The 13,909-nt window shown below is 61.6% G+C and carries 13 protein-coding genes; 7 read left to right on the top strand and 6 right to left on the bottom strand.

Going from position 1 to position 13,909, the window contains the following annotated elements; translation table 11 throughout:
* Positions 1-7: 7 nt before the first annotated feature.
* Positions 8-415: a DUF4346 domain-containing protein gene (locus tag DXY35_RS01280; protein ID WP_170950473.1), complete on the top strand. Its 408-nt coding sequence runs from the start codon at positions 8-10 to the stop codon at positions 413-415.
* 3 nt (positions 416-418) lie between these two features.
* Here DXY35_RS01280 and DXY35_RS01275 read toward each other — a convergent pair whose 3' ends face one another.
* Positions 419-1,993, bottom strand: coding sequence for a B12-binding domain-containing radical SAM protein (locus DXY35_RS01275; RefSeq protein ID WP_115080502.1), 1,575 nt, complete (start codon positions 1,991-1,993; stop codon positions 419-421).
* 144 nt (positions 1,994-2,137) lie between these two features.
* On the opposite strand from DXY35_RS01275, the gene DXY35_RS01270 reads away from it, so the two are divergent.
* Complete coding sequence (locus DXY35_RS01270) at positions 2,138-2,230, top strand: hypothetical protein (RefSeq protein WP_011365270.1); 93 nt, start codon at positions 2,138-2,140, stop codon at positions 2,228-2,230.
* On the opposite strand, the gene DXY35_RS01265 is transcribed toward DXY35_RS01270, so the two are convergent.
* The gene (locus DXY35_RS01265; RefSeq protein ID WP_115080500.1) at positions 2,223-3,446 is read right to left on the bottom strand and encodes an MFS transporter; all 1,224 of its coding nucleotides are present in this window, start codon (positions 3,444-3,446) and stop codon (positions 2,223-2,225) included. The two genes, DXY35_RS01270 and DXY35_RS01265, sit on opposite strands and share 8 nt — an antisense overlap.
* Complete coding sequence (rimO, locus tag DXY35_RS01260) at positions 3,443-4,819, bottom strand: 30S ribosomal protein S12 methylthiotransferase RimO (protein ID WP_115080498.1); 1,377 nt, start codon at positions 4,817-4,819, stop codon at positions 3,443-3,445. The genes DXY35_RS01265 and rimO overlap by 4 nt, the downstream gene beginning before the upstream one ends.
* Before the next feature lie 85 nt (positions 4,820-4,904).
* On the opposite strand from rimO, the gene DXY35_RS01255 reads away from it, so the two are divergent.
* Complete coding sequence (locus DXY35_RS01255; protein WP_115080497.1) at positions 4,905-5,834, top strand: vitamin K epoxide reductase family protein; 930 nt, start codon at positions 4,905-4,907, stop codon at positions 5,832-5,834.
* Positions 5,835-5,847: 13 nt separating this feature from the next.
* Here DXY35_RS01255 and nadB read toward each other — a convergent pair whose 3' ends face one another.
* From nadB to DXY35_RS01240, 3 genes are all read right to left on the bottom strand, one after another.
* Positions 5,848-7,506, bottom strand: coding sequence for an L-aspartate oxidase (gene nadB / locus DXY35_RS01250; RefSeq protein ID WP_115080495.1), 1,659 nt, complete (start codon positions 7,504-7,506; stop codon positions 5,848-5,850).
* Positions 7,507-7,576: 70 nt separating this feature from the next.
* Entirely contained in the window at positions 7,577-7,984 is a 408-nt protein-coding gene (gene psbU / locus DXY35_RS01245; RefSeq protein ID WP_115009316.1) for a photosystem II complex extrinsic protein PsbU, read from the bottom strand.
* A gap of 112 nt (positions 7,985-8,096) precedes the next feature.
* The gene (locus DXY35_RS01240; RefSeq protein ID WP_115080493.1) at positions 8,097-8,807 is read right to left on the bottom strand and encodes a DUF3120 domain-containing protein; all 711 of its coding nucleotides are present in this window, start codon (positions 8,805-8,807) and stop codon (positions 8,097-8,099) included.
* Positions 8,808-8,917: 110 nt separating this feature from the next.
* Between DXY35_RS01240 and DXY35_RS01235 the strand changes: the two genes are divergently transcribed.
* The 4 genes from DXY35_RS01235 to DXY35_RS01220 are packed head-to-tail and all read left to right on the top strand — an operon-like array spanning position 8,918 to position 13,807.
* On the top strand, positions 8,918-9,781 hold the full coding sequence (locus DXY35_RS01235; protein ID WP_115080491.1) for an undecaprenyl-diphosphate phosphatase: 864 nt from the start codon (positions 8,918-8,920) through the stop codon (positions 9,779-9,781).
* Between the two features lie 19 nt (positions 9,782-9,800).
* A complete protein-coding gene (locus tag DXY35_RS01230) occupies positions 9,801-11,198 on the top strand; it encodes a TIGR03279 family radical SAM protein (RefSeq protein WP_115080490.1) in 1,398 nt (465 codons plus the stop codon).
* Between the two features lie 24 nt (positions 11,199-11,222).
* Positions 11,223-13,010: a TolC family protein gene (locus tag DXY35_RS01225; RefSeq protein ID WP_115080488.1), complete on the top strand. Its 1,788-nt coding sequence runs from the start codon at positions 11,223-11,225 to the stop codon at positions 13,008-13,010.
* Positions 13,004-13,807: an inositol monophosphatase family protein gene (locus DXY35_RS01220; RefSeq protein WP_115080486.1), complete on the top strand. Its 804-nt coding sequence runs from the start codon at positions 13,004-13,006 to the stop codon at positions 13,805-13,807. Before DXY35_RS01225 ends, DXY35_RS01220 begins: the two co-directional genes overlap by 7 nt.
* Positions 13,808-13,909: the final 102 nt, after the last annotated feature.

Below are 13,909 nucleotides of genomic sequence, written 5' to 3'. Positions count from 1 at the left end.
TGAAGGCATGACCACAACCCCTGAAGCACCGGCATCCACCGCTGCGGCGATGGATGCTCTTGATCAGCGCCTGTCCCAGCGGTTCATCGCTCTGGATCCCAGTGGCTATTTCCTGATCAAGCTGGATCGTGATGCGGCCGAACTGGTGCTTGAGCACTACGGCAACACCATTGATGACAAGGGGTTGGCCCGAGATTCCGAGACCGGTGAGGTGTTGCGCTGCGACGGTGGCAATGCTCCTCGGCGCCCTTCAGCGGTTTACCGCGGCAGTACGGCCAAACAGCTGGGCATCCAGCTCACGGAGGGCGACGGCCCCCACCCCGTCAGCCGGCTGGATCATGCCCTGTATCTAGGGCGGGAGTTGCAGAAGGCTGAGCAGTGCCTGCGTGACTGCTCGACCTACGTGCAGGACTGAGGATCAGGCTGGCTGCAGTGTTTTGGCTGCCGTTGGCTCTTCGGGGGGCAGTGATTCCAGCTGTTCGCGGATTTCCTGCTGAACGATCGAGCGGTATTCGAGGAAGTGCTCGTTGTGGGCCAGCACCGAGAGGAACTGTTCAACCAGGGCGGGGTTGTTGCGGGCCATGCCAAACAGGTAACGCCAGAAACGGGTGCGGGTGTTGCGCTTGATGCCCTGCCGCCACACCACGATGCTCAGCGCCTTGAGGTCCACCAGGCTCGGCAGTTTGGCCGCGGCTTTCCAGCGGGGTGCGCCCATCTTCAGGTAATAGCTGTAAACCCGGTCCATGTAGGCGTTGGGTTCGTACAGCGCGCAGAACGCGTCCACGTACTCGTTGGCGATGTCGCGGATCGGTCGGGTGGGTTTGAAGTTGAGCAGGTTGGTTTGGTTCACACCCTTGGCTGCGTCTTCCCCCTGAATCAAGCGACCTTCCCGTTCCAGCCGTGCCCAAAGGGCTGTTTTGGGCAGGGCCTGCAACATGCCCATCATCGCGGCGGGGATACCGGTGCGGGTGACAAAGTCCACGATGCGGTGGCCTGCGCCATCCTTCTCGCCGTCGAAACCGATGATGAAACCCGCCATCACGCGGATTCCGTTGGCGGTGATCCGATCCACGGCGGCATCCAGTGGGTTGCGCGTGTTCTGCACTTTGCGAGCCGTTTCCAAACTCGCTTCGTCGGGGGTTTCGATGCCCAGAAAGACGCTTTCGAAGCGCGCGTCGTGCATCATCCGCATCATTTCCTCGTCGTCGGCCAGATCCACGGAGGCTTCAGTGGAGAAGCTGAAGGGGTAGCCCCTCTCCTCCTGCCAGGTGCGGATCTGCGGCAGCAGCAACTTGGCGTTGCGCTTGTTGCCGATGAAGTTGTCGTCCACCAGAAAGATCGAGCGCCGCCAGCCCAGGTCGTGCAGATACTGCAGTTCGGCCACCAGCTGTTCGGGGGTCTTGGTGCGGGGCTTGCGGCCGTAGAGAACGATGATGTCGCAGAACTCGCAGTTGAAGGGGCAGCCCCGTGAGAACTGCACGCTCATCGAGTCGTAGGCCTCGAGTTGCAGCAGATCGAAGCGTGGAATCGGGGTGGCGGTGACGTCTGGCTTGTCTCCCTCGGCGGTGAAGCGACCAGCTGTCTCTCCCCGTTCCAGGGCATCAAGGAACATCGGCAGGGTGATTTCCCCTTCATCAAGGATCTTGAAATCCGCCAGATCCAGTTCCGGTGCATCCGGTGTGGAGCTTGCGAAGGGGCCACCAACGGCCACAGGAAGGCCTCTCTGGTTGGCCTTGCTGATCTGCACAGCCATGTCGTCCTTCTGGACGATCATTCCCGAAATAATGACCAGCTCGGCCCAGTTCCACTCCTCGTCCGTCACCTCCCGCACGTTCCGGTCCACCAGCTTCATCTCCCAGTCCTGAGGGAGAAGTGCTGCCACGGTGACCATCCCCAATGGAGGCAGCAGCACTTTGCGATTCACCAGCTCGAGAATCTTTTCGTAACTCCAGAAGGTCTTTGGGAATTCGGGATAAACGAAAAGCGTGCGCATGGCGTCGGGCGTTGATGGATGGACGTCCGGTCAGCCCGGCTGGAGATACCTCTCAATCGGTATCAGCTGTTCACAAACCCTAAGCGCAATGGCCGGAACCCAGGCCGGTGTCTGATCTAATGGTGATCACCTCCGTACTTGCACATGGGCGTCGGCATCTATCTCGGCCTGGTTGGTTCCGGTCTGGTGACGGCTTTTGTGCTCACCAAGCTGCTGAAGGGAATCAAGCTCATCTGAGCGGTTCCAACCTCTTCGCTCCTCGCTTTCGTATCCAGAGCACAGCCACAGCAGCGCTGAGGCCACCCGTGACGGCGAAAGCAGTGGAGAGATTGGTGAACATCACCATCAGGGCAACGATTAATCCACTGAGCCCGCCTCCGCCCAAGAAGGCGATCTGGCTGAGCCCAGCCATCCGGCCTCGCATCACTTGCGGTGATCCGATCTGACTGATCAGGTTGCAGCTGCTCAGCAGTCCGGCTGTGCCGGCGCCGATAAGAAAGGCCATGGCCAGACTGAACACAGGCCCTGGAGTACGGGCCATTCCCATCTGGGCCACTGCGGTAATCAAGCCAAAACCCCCGAGAGTGAGGAAAGGGCGCCGGCAGAAACGCTGGCTGTTGCGTTGCAGCACCAGCCCGCCCACGATGCTCCCGCCCGCCAGCACGCTGGTGAACAGCCCCAGATCCGTGGGATTGGGTCCCAGTTGATCGAAGGCGATCAACGGGGCCAGTCCCGGGTGATAAAACCCGATCAGACAAAGCACAGCGGTGAAGCTGAGCACCCCTTGAAGGGTGCCACCGCAGTGGTGCCAGGCGTTGAGCAGGCTGGCGTCTTTCCCGCTGCTGCTGCGCACTTCCTGATCCCGATTCGGGTTGAGCAAGAACATCACACTGGCGATTGGCAGCAGGTAGCTGGCCGCATCAATGCCCAGGGCCCAGGCCGGGCCAGTGGCCGCCAGCAACAAACCGCCGATCGGGGGGCCGACCAGCTTGCCCACGTTGAAGACCACCGAAAAGCTGGTGAGGTAGCCCGCCAGCTGTTCCGGCTGCTCCACCAGGATCGAGCAGTACTTGTTGCGCGCCGTTAACTCATAGGCGCCGGCGATGCCCACCAAAAGGGTGCTGCAGAGCAGCAGCAGCACCTGGGCTGTGCCCTCCAACAGGGGAATCGCCAGGGCCCCCAGTCCAGAGGCAGCCAGCAGTGCCCATTGCGCCTGCACCAGCACCCGTTCACAGCCCACCCGGTCGGTGCGGACCCCCGCTGGACCACTCACCAGCAAGCTTGGAAGTGAAAGAGCGGCAAAGTTCAACGCCAGTACGAAGGGGTCCACGCCCCCTTTCATCAGAATCCAGCCCTTGGCGGTGATGCCGGCGAAGGACCCAGCCGTGCTCACGCCGGAGGCGATCAGAAAAAGCTGGCGTTGCTGCTCGGCCCGCAATTTGAGAAGGGTCAACCCTGGCGTTTCGCTGCGGCCACCATGGCGCGGGCACCAACAATTCTCCCGCTGAGGTCGTAAATGTCAGCCCCGGTGATCTCCACCGGCACCAGGCTTCCCGGCGTGGCCTGTTGACCATCGGCGCCGGGTTGCACCCGCACTTCACCATCCACTTCGGGCGCAAAGCGGGCGCAGCGCCCGATCATCTCGCCGGTTTGTGGGTTGTGTTGTTCGATCAGCACGTCAACAGTGCGTCCCACCCAGCGGCTGTTGCGTTCCGCTGAAATGGGTTGTTGCAGAGCCATCAGGGCATCCTTGCGGGCTTGGGCCACCTCGGGATCGACGCGATCGGGTAGGTCTGCCGCTGCCGTGCCGTCCTCCGGAGAGAAGGTGAACACCCCCACATGATCGAAGCGTTGGCGCTCGAGGAAGCCCATCAGGTGCTGGAAGTGCTCCTCGGTTTCGCCGGGGAACCCCACGATCAGCGTGGTGCGCAGCACCGCATCGGGGAGTTGGTCGCGGATCTGATCCAGCAGGCGGTCGTTCACATCCGTCTGCCAGGGGCGGTTCATCGCCCGCAGCACCTCCGGATGGCTGTGCTGCAACGGCAGATCCAGATAAGGCACCACATTGGGCACCTCCCGGTAGGCCGCCAGCACGTCTGGGGTTAGCCCGGTGGGATAGGCGTAGTGGACCCGGATCCAGGGGATCTCCACGTCCCCAAGTGCTCGCAGCAGTTCCGCCAATTTGGGTTTGCCGTAGAGGTCAAGGCCGTAGTTGGTGGTGATCTGGCTGATCAGGATCAGCTCCTGCACCCCCTGTTCCGCCAGTTGGTGGGCTTCGGCCACGATTGATTCGATCGGTCGGCTGCGCTGGTCCCCTCGCAGTTTCGGAATGATGCAGAAGGCGCAGCGGTAGTCGCAGCCTTCGGCCACCTTGAGGAAGGCCACCGCCTGGTCGGTGGTGCGTTGGCGTGGCAGGTGTTCGTCACCCACAAAGGTGGGAACGGCGCTGACCTGGTTCACCCGCTCCCCCGCTTCCACCCGCTGCAACACATCCACGATGTGCTGGTAGTCGCCGGTTCCCACGATGGCTTTGGCCTCGGGGATCGACTCCAGCAATTCCTCCTGGAAATGTTGGGCCAGGCATCCCGCGATGATCAATTCCTTGCCCTGTTCCGCCAGTCCCACCAGGGTGCGCACCGATTCTTCGCGGGCGTCCTGGATGAAGCTGCAGGTGTTCACCACCACCACGGCGGCATCCCGTTCATCGGTGCTGACGCCATAGCCCGCTTCTGCCAGCAGTCCCACCATGTGTTCGGTGTCCACCCGATTCTTCTCGCAGCCCAGGTGGGCAAAGGCGACCGTCGGTTTCGTCGGGGTGCTTGTCATCACGTCGCCGGCAGGCCAAAGATCAGCCTACGAAGCGGCCTGATCACGCCGGAACTGACAGAATCCGATCACTTGAAGTTCAAGGATGGGCACCACCCGTCTCGTCAGCCGTCGCCGTCAGGATTCCGGCGCTAAGTGGGCCCGCATCGCCATGGCGGTGCTGGCTACCGCTGGCCTGATCGACACCGGTTCGATCACCCTGAAGCGCTGGGGTCTGCTCGGCAACCTCACCTGTCCGATGGGGGCCGACGGTTGCGACAAGGTGCTGAACAGCGCCTGGGGCACGGTGTTCGCCGGGATTCCGCTCTCGTTGGTGGGGGTGCTGGCCTATGGCGCTGTGCTGCTGATGGCGCTGCTGCCCCTGTTGCCAGGGCTGCAAGAGAACAAGGGTGACTTGTCCCGTCGCACCTGGTGGGGGCTGTTCACCGTGTCCCTCGGTATGGCCGTCTTCAGCGGAGTGCTGTTGGGGGTGATGCTGCTCAAGATCCAGGCCTTCTGCTTCTTCTGCGTTCTTTCGGCTGCGCTCTCCCTCACCCTGTTTGTGCTGTCCATCGTTGGTGGTGGTTGGGACGACTTCGGTCAGCTGCTGTTCCGCGGCGTGCTTCTGGCCCTGGCGGTGCTACTGGGGGGCTTGATTTGGGCGTCGGTGGTGGATCCAAACCGGCCCGACGCTGTGGCCAGCGGATCCGGCGTTGCACCCGTCGTCACCACTGAGAGCACGTCCGCTTCGATCGCCTTGGCTGAGCACCTCACCAGCAGCGGCGCCGTGATGTATTCCGCCTACTGGTGCCCCCACTGCCACGAACAGAAGGAGCTGTTCGGCAAGCAGGCCTCGGACCAGCTGAACGTGGTGGAGTGTGCGCCAGACGGTGAGAACAACCAGGCCGATCTCTGCCGCAGCAAGGGATTGGAGGGTTTCCCCAGCTGGGAGATCAACGGCAGCATCGATTCCGGAGTGAAAGGGCTCGACACCCTTGCGGAACTCAGTGGCTACAAGGGCGACACCGACTTCTGAATCAGGACTGCCTTCAGTCTCGGACGGCACGGGTGACGATGCCCCGTTGCCGTTGTTGCCGGGAATGCTGCCTCCATTGCGGTAGCGGCGCAGGAGCATCGCTGCGGTAGTGGCCTCCCCGGCTTTCTCCGCGAAACAGGCAGGCCTCCAGCATCAGGCGGCTGGTCAGCAACCTGTGGTGGAGATCCAGCAACAGGTTCAGATCGCGCCGGCTGTTTTCAGCCAACAGCCTGGGGGCACAGGGGTCTTGCCGTAGCAGGGCCTGGAGCAGTGCCTGCTGCTCCAGATGTTGTTCGTCGGCTTTCACTTTGCCGATGGCCTGGCGCAGTCCAGCGGCGGATCGTTCCACCCCCGCCCGTCGCCAGCAGAGCTGCCGCAGCTGCTCGATGGCGTCGATCAAATGCGAACTGCTGCAGCCGTCGAGGTCAAAGGCAAGCGGTTGTGTTGTGTTGCTGGCATGGGCGGCTGGGACGGGGCCGAGCTCGATCTCTTTGAGGCGATGGGCGAACACCAGGCACTCCATCAGGGAGTTGCTGGCCAGTCGGTTGGCGCCGTGCAGGCCTGTGCAGGCCACTTCTCCCACGGCATAGAGCCCCGGCAGTGTGGTGGCGGCCTGCAGGTCTGTGGCCACCCCTCCCATCCAGTAGTGGGCGGCTGGGGCCACGGGTATGGGCCGTTCCAATGGATTCAGTCCGAGTTCGTCGCAGCGGTCCAGGATCGTTGGGAAGCGTCGTTCCGCTTGCTCCCGCGGGATGGCGGCGAAGTCGAGCCACATCTGCTTCACCTGCTGCCGCTGCATGGCCTGTATCAAGGCTCGGCTCACCTGGTCCCGCGGTGAGAGGTCGCGTTGGGGCAGGTGGGCCACAGGGCTGCCCCCCAGGGCATCCACCAGCACGCCGCCCTCTCCGCGAACGGCTTCGGAGATCAGAAAGCAGGGGGCGTCATCCAGGCGGATGGCCGTTGGATGGAACTGAACGAATTCCAGATCTTCCACGGCTGCGCCCGCCTGCCAGGCGAGGGCGATGCCTTCGCCACAGGCCTGGGCTGGGTTGGTGGTGTTGGCGTACAGATGACCACCACCGCCGCTGGCCAACACCACGGCGCGGGCTTCGATCCCGTGAAGATGGGCCCCATCCAGCACCTGCACACCGCAACAGCGCCCATCGCGCACCAGCAGTTGCGTCACGCGCACGCCGCGGCGATGCAGCAATCCTGGCCGTTGCTCAACACGATCCCGCAGCACATCCACCAGGGCTCGCCCTGTGCGGTCCTGCACATGCAGCACCCGCCTGTGGCTGTGGGCTGCTTCCAGGGTGGTGGCCAGACCGTCCTGATCCCGGTCGAAGGCCATACCCAGCTGTTCCAGGCGCTCCACGCAATGGGGTGCCTCCTGCACCAACAGCCGCACCGCATCTCCATCGCAAAGGCCGGCTCCAGCCAGAACGGTGTCCTCCGCATGGCTGTCGGCGCTGTCCTCCTTGCGCGTCACCGCGGCGATGCCCCCCTGGGCCCAGCGGCTGGAAGAACGCCGTCCCGTGTTGCGGTTGAGCAGCAACACCTTGAACTCCTGCGGCAGATCAAGGCAGGTCATCAAGCCAGCAGCCCCGGCACCGATCACCACCACGTCCCATGGACCTGATGGGATGGGATCAGAGCTGCGGGGCTGGGCCATCACGGGGACAAAAAAACCGCCGGTGGTCCGGCGGTTCAAGCAGTCACAACCAGTGTGACGAGATCAGGAATCAGCGGTATTGGCCGTCGTTGATGCGGTCGTCGCCCTCGTTCAGAGCAATGGAGGGAGGGGTGACGGTGAAGTTGTCGCGGTACTTCGCGAACAGCTCCTGCTGACGCTCGGTGAGGTCAAGAGACAGCACGTCGTCAACGCTGTCGTAAGGGCCACCCAGCACGATCTTGCCGGCCATGGTCGGGTACATCCCGGGGAACTGCTGGAAACGGCGCACGGAGGAATTGTTCAAATCCACCTTGCCGTCCCGTGCGGCAATTTTGTCGTCCGCAATGTTGCGGATCTCATTGCCGGAATACTTGCTGCGAAGGTCGTCGTCGGCGTAGACGCTGCTCGGAAGCACAAGGCCTGCCATCAGGCTCGCCATCACCAGTGCGCCGGTCAGCCAGCTCAGAAGCCGCTTCATCTCAACTCTCGATCAGGGGTCGGAACGGGTCGACCGGCAGTGCCGGCTCCGGAAGACTACAAGTCGTTGCGCCGTTCAAGGCTTTGAATCGGGGCAGCTTTTGCAGTTCGTTTCACTCGATCAAGCCACTGAGCCCGGGCTGAAGCAAGGCTGAGAGCAAGAACAAGCCATCCACCCACAGGGTGGTGATTAAGACAGCAGCAGCCATTGATCCCACATCACCGGTGAAACCGCCTCTGTTCCGGCTCAGACGACGTCCAGCCAACAGAACGAGGACTGCTGAGATCACAAGAGTGAACAAAGGCAGCGGCTGGAGCAGATGGGTTCCCGCTTGATGCAGCAGTAGCGGGGCTTGATCGAGGGAAGCCGTCACCACTGCGGGCCAGAACTGCATTACGCCGGTGGCCGCCATGGCCAGGTCGGTGCAAGCTGTGCCCACTAGGGACGACAAATAGAACGTGGCCGCCAGGCGCCAGCGCCCCTGCAGGCCGCCCAAGGCCACGGGCAGGGCGAAGGCTTCCACCGGCAGGTGCAGAACGGGATGGGCTCGCAGCCAACCCCAGAAAATGCAACCTGCCAGCCAGCTACCGCTGAAACCCACCAGCAGGGAACCCAGGTCGGATGTTGTCTGGGAGCGGCTCTGATGCATCACCAGTCCGACTGCAATCAGAATTCCGGTGAACAAGGTGGCTGAGAACGGATCAAGCCTCACCCAGGGGGCTTGCAGGAACACTGGCAGCACCACCATGGCTGCGGCAATGCGGGCCACGGGAAAGGACCACGACCGATCGGGGGCTGATGTTTGCCAGGTGCCGCCGATCAAATGTCCTTTGTGAAGAAAGTCCCGGAACCTTAGAAGACATCATCAAGTGACGCGGCTGACATGCCCGCTTCGCTTGCCGGGGATACCGTCGGAGCGACACTCCCACGTTGATGGCGGACCCCTCTGCATCCTTCACCCTGCTTGAGGCCTGCTGGCGTGATCTGGTGTTGGGGGTGGTCCAGGGACTCACTGAATTTCTGCCAATCAGCAGCACCGCCCATCTGAAGGTGGTTCCTGAGCTCCTGGGTTGGGGCGATCCGGGTGTCTCCGTGACCGCCGCCATTCAGCTGGGCAGCATCGTTGCCGTTATTGCCTATTTCCGCACCGATCTAAACCAGGTGCTGCGGGGCATCAGCCGCGCTTTTCGCAATGGCCAGTGGCGTGAACCCGAAGCGCGTCTCGGGTTCGCCATGGTGGTGGGCACTCTGCCGATCTTGCTGATCGGATTAGGGATCAAGTTCGCCTGGGCCCAGGGCTACGAGCAGTCACCCCTGCGCAGTGTTCCCTCGATTGCCATCGTTTCAATTGTGATGGCGTTGCTGCTGGCCTTGGCTGAACGGGTCGGCGCACGGCGCAAGCAGCTTCCAGAGGTTTCAGGCCGCGATGGCCTGCTGGTGGGGCTGGCCCAGGCCCTCGCGTTGATCCCGGGGGTCTCGCGTTCCGGCAGCACCCTCACGGCGGCCCTGTTCGACGGTTGGCAGCGAGCTGATGCAGCTCGCTTTTCCTTTCTTTTGGGCATTCCCGCCATCACCATCGCGGGTGTGGTGGAGCTCAAGGATGCTCTGGCCGCTAGCTCTGGTAACGGTCCCCTGCCGTTGCTGGTCGGAATTGGTTCGGCTGCAGTGGTGTCGTGGCTGGCGATCGATTGGTTGCTGAAGTTCCTGCAGCGCAATAGCACCTGGGTCTTCGTCGCTTACCGGATGCTGTTTGGGCTGCTTCTGCTGGTCTGGTGGGGCGTTCACGGCGCACACTGAGTTCAGATGAAGCCGGCTTGTGTGGAATGAGCCATCCGCAGGGGTTGCTGTTGCAGCCCTGGATCCAAATAGCAGTGGTCGTCAGCCGCAGCCCGCGGTGGTGGCGTCGGTGGAGGCCGGCTCGATCGGGGAGGAGCTGGGTTTTGAGCCGGGCGATCAGTTGCTCAGCATCAATGGCATACGCCCACGTGATCTGATCGATTACCGCTACCTCTGCGTGGAGGAGGAGCTTTGCCTTGAGGTGCGTGATGCAAATGGTGCGCTGCATCGGGTGGAGTTGGAAAAAGATGCCGATGACGGCCTTGGGCTGGCTTTCACCGAGGCTCTGTTCGATGGTTTGCGCCAGTGCAACAACAACTGTCCGTTCTGTTTCATCGATCAGCAGCCCCCAGGGCGGCGCGACAGCCTCTATCTCAAAGACGACGATTACCGGCTGAGTTTTCTCTATGGCTCCTATCTGACGCTCACCAACCTGGGTGAGGCCGACTGGCAGCGCATTGAAGAGCAGCGTTTATCGCCGTTGTTTGTGTCGGTGCATGCCACGGATCCCGAGTTGCGTTCACGACTGCTGGTGAATCCGCGTGCTGCCCAGGTCATGGACCAGCTCGCCTGGTTTAACCAGCGCGATCTGCAAATCCATGCCCAGGTGGTGGTTTGTCCGGGACTGAATGACGGTCCTGCCTTGGAGAGAACGCTGAACGACCTCGCCGCCTTCGCGGCTGGCCCCTGGCCAGCGGTGCTGTCTGCGGCGGTGGTCCCGGTGGGGCTCACACGCTTCAGACCGGCTGACGATGGCCTGGTTCCTGTGGATCCGGACTGCGCCCGCAGGGTGATCGCTCAGGTGGAACCCATGCAGCAGCGCTTCCAGGAGGTTTTGGGCACCCGTTTCGCCTGGCTCTCTGATGAGTGGTATCTGGTGGCGGGGTTGCCCTTGCCACCCCGGGAAAACTACGAGGATCTCCCGCAGCAGGAAAACGGCGTGGGCAGCATCCGTGCCTTCCTTGAAGCGTTGGATGCCGCAACTGAGGATTTGCCCAGCGCGGTTGCTCAGCCCCGTCGTTGCAGCTGGGTTGTCGGTCAGATCGTGGCGCAGGCGTTGCAGCCTGTGGCTGAACGGCTGAATGCTGTTGATGGCGTCGAGTTTCATCTGATCGGGTTGCCCAGTCCCTATTGGGGGCAGGAGCAAGTGGTGACCGGATTACTGACGGGACAGGATCTGCTCGCTGGCCTGCAGGGCCGAGAGCTGGGCGATGAGCTGCTGCTGCCATCGGTGATGTTGCGGCAGGGCCAGCCGGTCTTCCTGGATGACATGACTCTTGAGGCTATGGAGGCGGAGCTTCCGGTACCCATACGGATTGTGCATGGGGCGGCTCACGTCGTGGACTCAGTTTTGGGTGCCGCAGGAAAAAGTCCTTAAGCTCCGAAAAAGTTTCAGTTTGCTGTGCGCCGGATCACCGCGGGTCTTTGTCTCGTAGCGGGTGTTGTTTCTTTCGGTGTTCCACCTGCCCTCAGCGAAGACTCTCTTCCAGCACAGTCGGCATTGGTGGATCAGGCAACACTCCCTGATGCAATTGACCTCAACGGCGCACGCCCCAAGGCTGATCCATCAGTGTTGGCTCCAGCGGCGGATGCTTTGCCGCCATCCCTTGAAGCGCTAGTTGCTCCCCCAAGCCTGGCTCTTCCGGATGTCCCGTCTCAGGTGCGCACCCATGAATTGCGTCCGCTCACGCTGGAAGAGGCCATTCAGCTGGCGGAGTTCAACAGCCCGAAGCTCAAAGCTGCGGCCACTCGTGTGGATCAGGCCAAGTCTTCACTGCGTTCAGCCATCGCCGCTTGGTATCCCACGGTCGACCTTTCGGCCAGCGGACTCCCTGAATACTTCAAGTCGTACTCCTACCGAAATCCAGATTTCGTTCCCGATCGGATTGTTCAGAGACCAACGGGTCAGATCAATCCAATCACCGGTGAGGAGATCACCCGTCCAGTCACTCGCGATGGTTACAACGAGCGCTATGGCCGTGAGTGGCGCGCCAACGTCAGCCTGCAGGTGAGTTGGGATCTGATCAATCCTGCCAGGGTTCCTCAGATCGCAGCAGCGCGGGATCGTTTCGAGCGCGCCGGTGACGCCTACCTGATCGCTCTTCGTGATCTTCGTTTGGAAGCGCAGAGGGCCTACTTCGATCTGCAGCGGGCTGATGCGGGTGTACGCATTGGCCAGGACTCTGTCAAAGCTTCATTGGTGAGTTACCGAGACTCGCGGGCGCGTTTCAATGCGGGCGTGAACACCAAGTTGGATGTTCTCGAGGCGGAGACGCAGCTGGCGCGTGACCGCAACACCCTGACGACCAATCTTCGCGATCAGGACCAACAGCGTCGCAACCTGGCCCGAGTGCTGGACCTCCCTCAGGACGTCACTCCGACGGCTGCGACGCCAGCGCGACCCTTGGGCCTCTGGGGGCCATCACTGCAGGAAAGCATTGTTGCCGCCTACAACTACCGCGAAGAGCTTGATCAACTGATCCTCGATATTTCGATCAACAACAGTCAGGCCAATGCATCTTTGGCAGCAGTGCAACCTGTCCTGAGCTTCGTCAACTCCACCTCGGCGTCTCGGTCGGAAGGGCAAAGCGGTCAGCCATCCATCAGTGACATCGATATGGGTGACTACAATTATGGAGTGCAAAACAGCACGGCCCTGAGGGCGAGCTGGCGCTTGTTTGATGGGGGTCGTGCTCGTGCTGAATACCGGCGCTCCAAGCAGGCCGCTGAGCAGAGCCGCTTTGATTTCGCCGATCTGCGAGACCAGATCCGCTACGAGGTGGAGCAGAGCTTTTTCGGCCTAAGAGCTGCCATTCAGAGCATCGAAACCACAGCGATCGAAGTTCTTTCATCAAAAGAATCCCTGCGTCTCTCCCAGCTGAGGGTTCAGGCGGGCGTTGGCGTGCAGAGAGAAGTGGTGAACAACCAGCGTGATGTCACCCAGGCAGAGCTGAAATATGCACGTGCGATCAACAGCTACAACACCAATTTGGCGCTGCTTCAGCGCCGTACAGGTCTGGATGCCTTGGTTGCCTGCAATGCGGTTTCACTGCCATCCACGAAGCCGGAACTTGATCAACCACTGATTCCAATTGAGCCCACGCCGCTGAAGACCGCTTGTCCGTCTTTGGCGACCGATGGTTCGTCGGTCGATCAAACTGAGGGCAGTCCTGTTCAGCCTCTGTGGTGACGTCGGTGCTCAGTGACGATCAACTGGGCGCTGTTCATCTGCTGCTGGATCGCATTCGTGCGCGTCAGCTGCAGGACTTTGGTCAGATCGGTTCTGACGTGAAGCCCGATGGCTCTCTAATCACCGACTGTGATCGCTGGAGTGATGCTGCTCTGGTCGAGGGCTTGTCCGGCATCGCTCCTGGTGAGGGTGTTCTCAGTGAGGAAGGATCGAAAACAGTTCCGAACACGCGGGCCTATTGGGTGGTGGATCCCCTGGATGGGACCACCAACTTCGCGGCGGGTATCCCTTATTGGGCGATTTCCGTGGCTCGCTTTGTCGATGGCCGTCCCAGTGAGGTTTTTCTGGATGTGCCAGCACTGAATCAACGCTTTGTTGCTTTGCGTGGTCGGGGTGCCACTCGAAACAATCAGCCGCTCACCTCGGAGACCCGAGCCCTTGCCACCAGTGCATGCGTCTCTCTTTGCAGCCGCTCAATTCGGGTGTTGCAGCGCAAACCGGATCAGCGCTTCCCCGGAAAGATTCGTCTGCTTGGTGTCGCCAGCCTCAATTTGGTGAGTGTTGCGATGGGGCAGACCATCGCTTCCCTTGAGGCCACGCCCAAGATCTGGGATCTGGCTGCGGCTTGGTTGGTGCTCGATGAGTTGGGTTGTCCGATTCGTTGGTTGGATGCGGATCCAGCACAGCTCTCTCCAGGAGAGGACGTTGCCGACCTTGGTTTTCCTGTGCTGGCGGCCGGTTCATGGGCTCATCTGGCGCGGTTTCTTCCCTGGGGAGAGGCCCTAGTGCAGCCGTGAAGGGTCGCTATTGCGACAGCGAGGTCCGTGGTGTTATGGTTTTGTCTTGCGCGGGAGCCGAGAGGCTGCTGTGCAGGCTGAAGCGCTTGAGGCGAAAGTCTT

Origin of the sequence: Synechococcus sp. N32 (assembly GCF_900473895.1) — a bacterium.
GTDB lineage: Bacteria > Cyanobacteriota > Cyanobacteriia > PCC-6307 > Cyanobiaceae > Parasynechococcus.
Note: the sequence above shows the minus strand (reverse complement) of the source record. Positions and strands in the feature narration are given on the sequence as shown.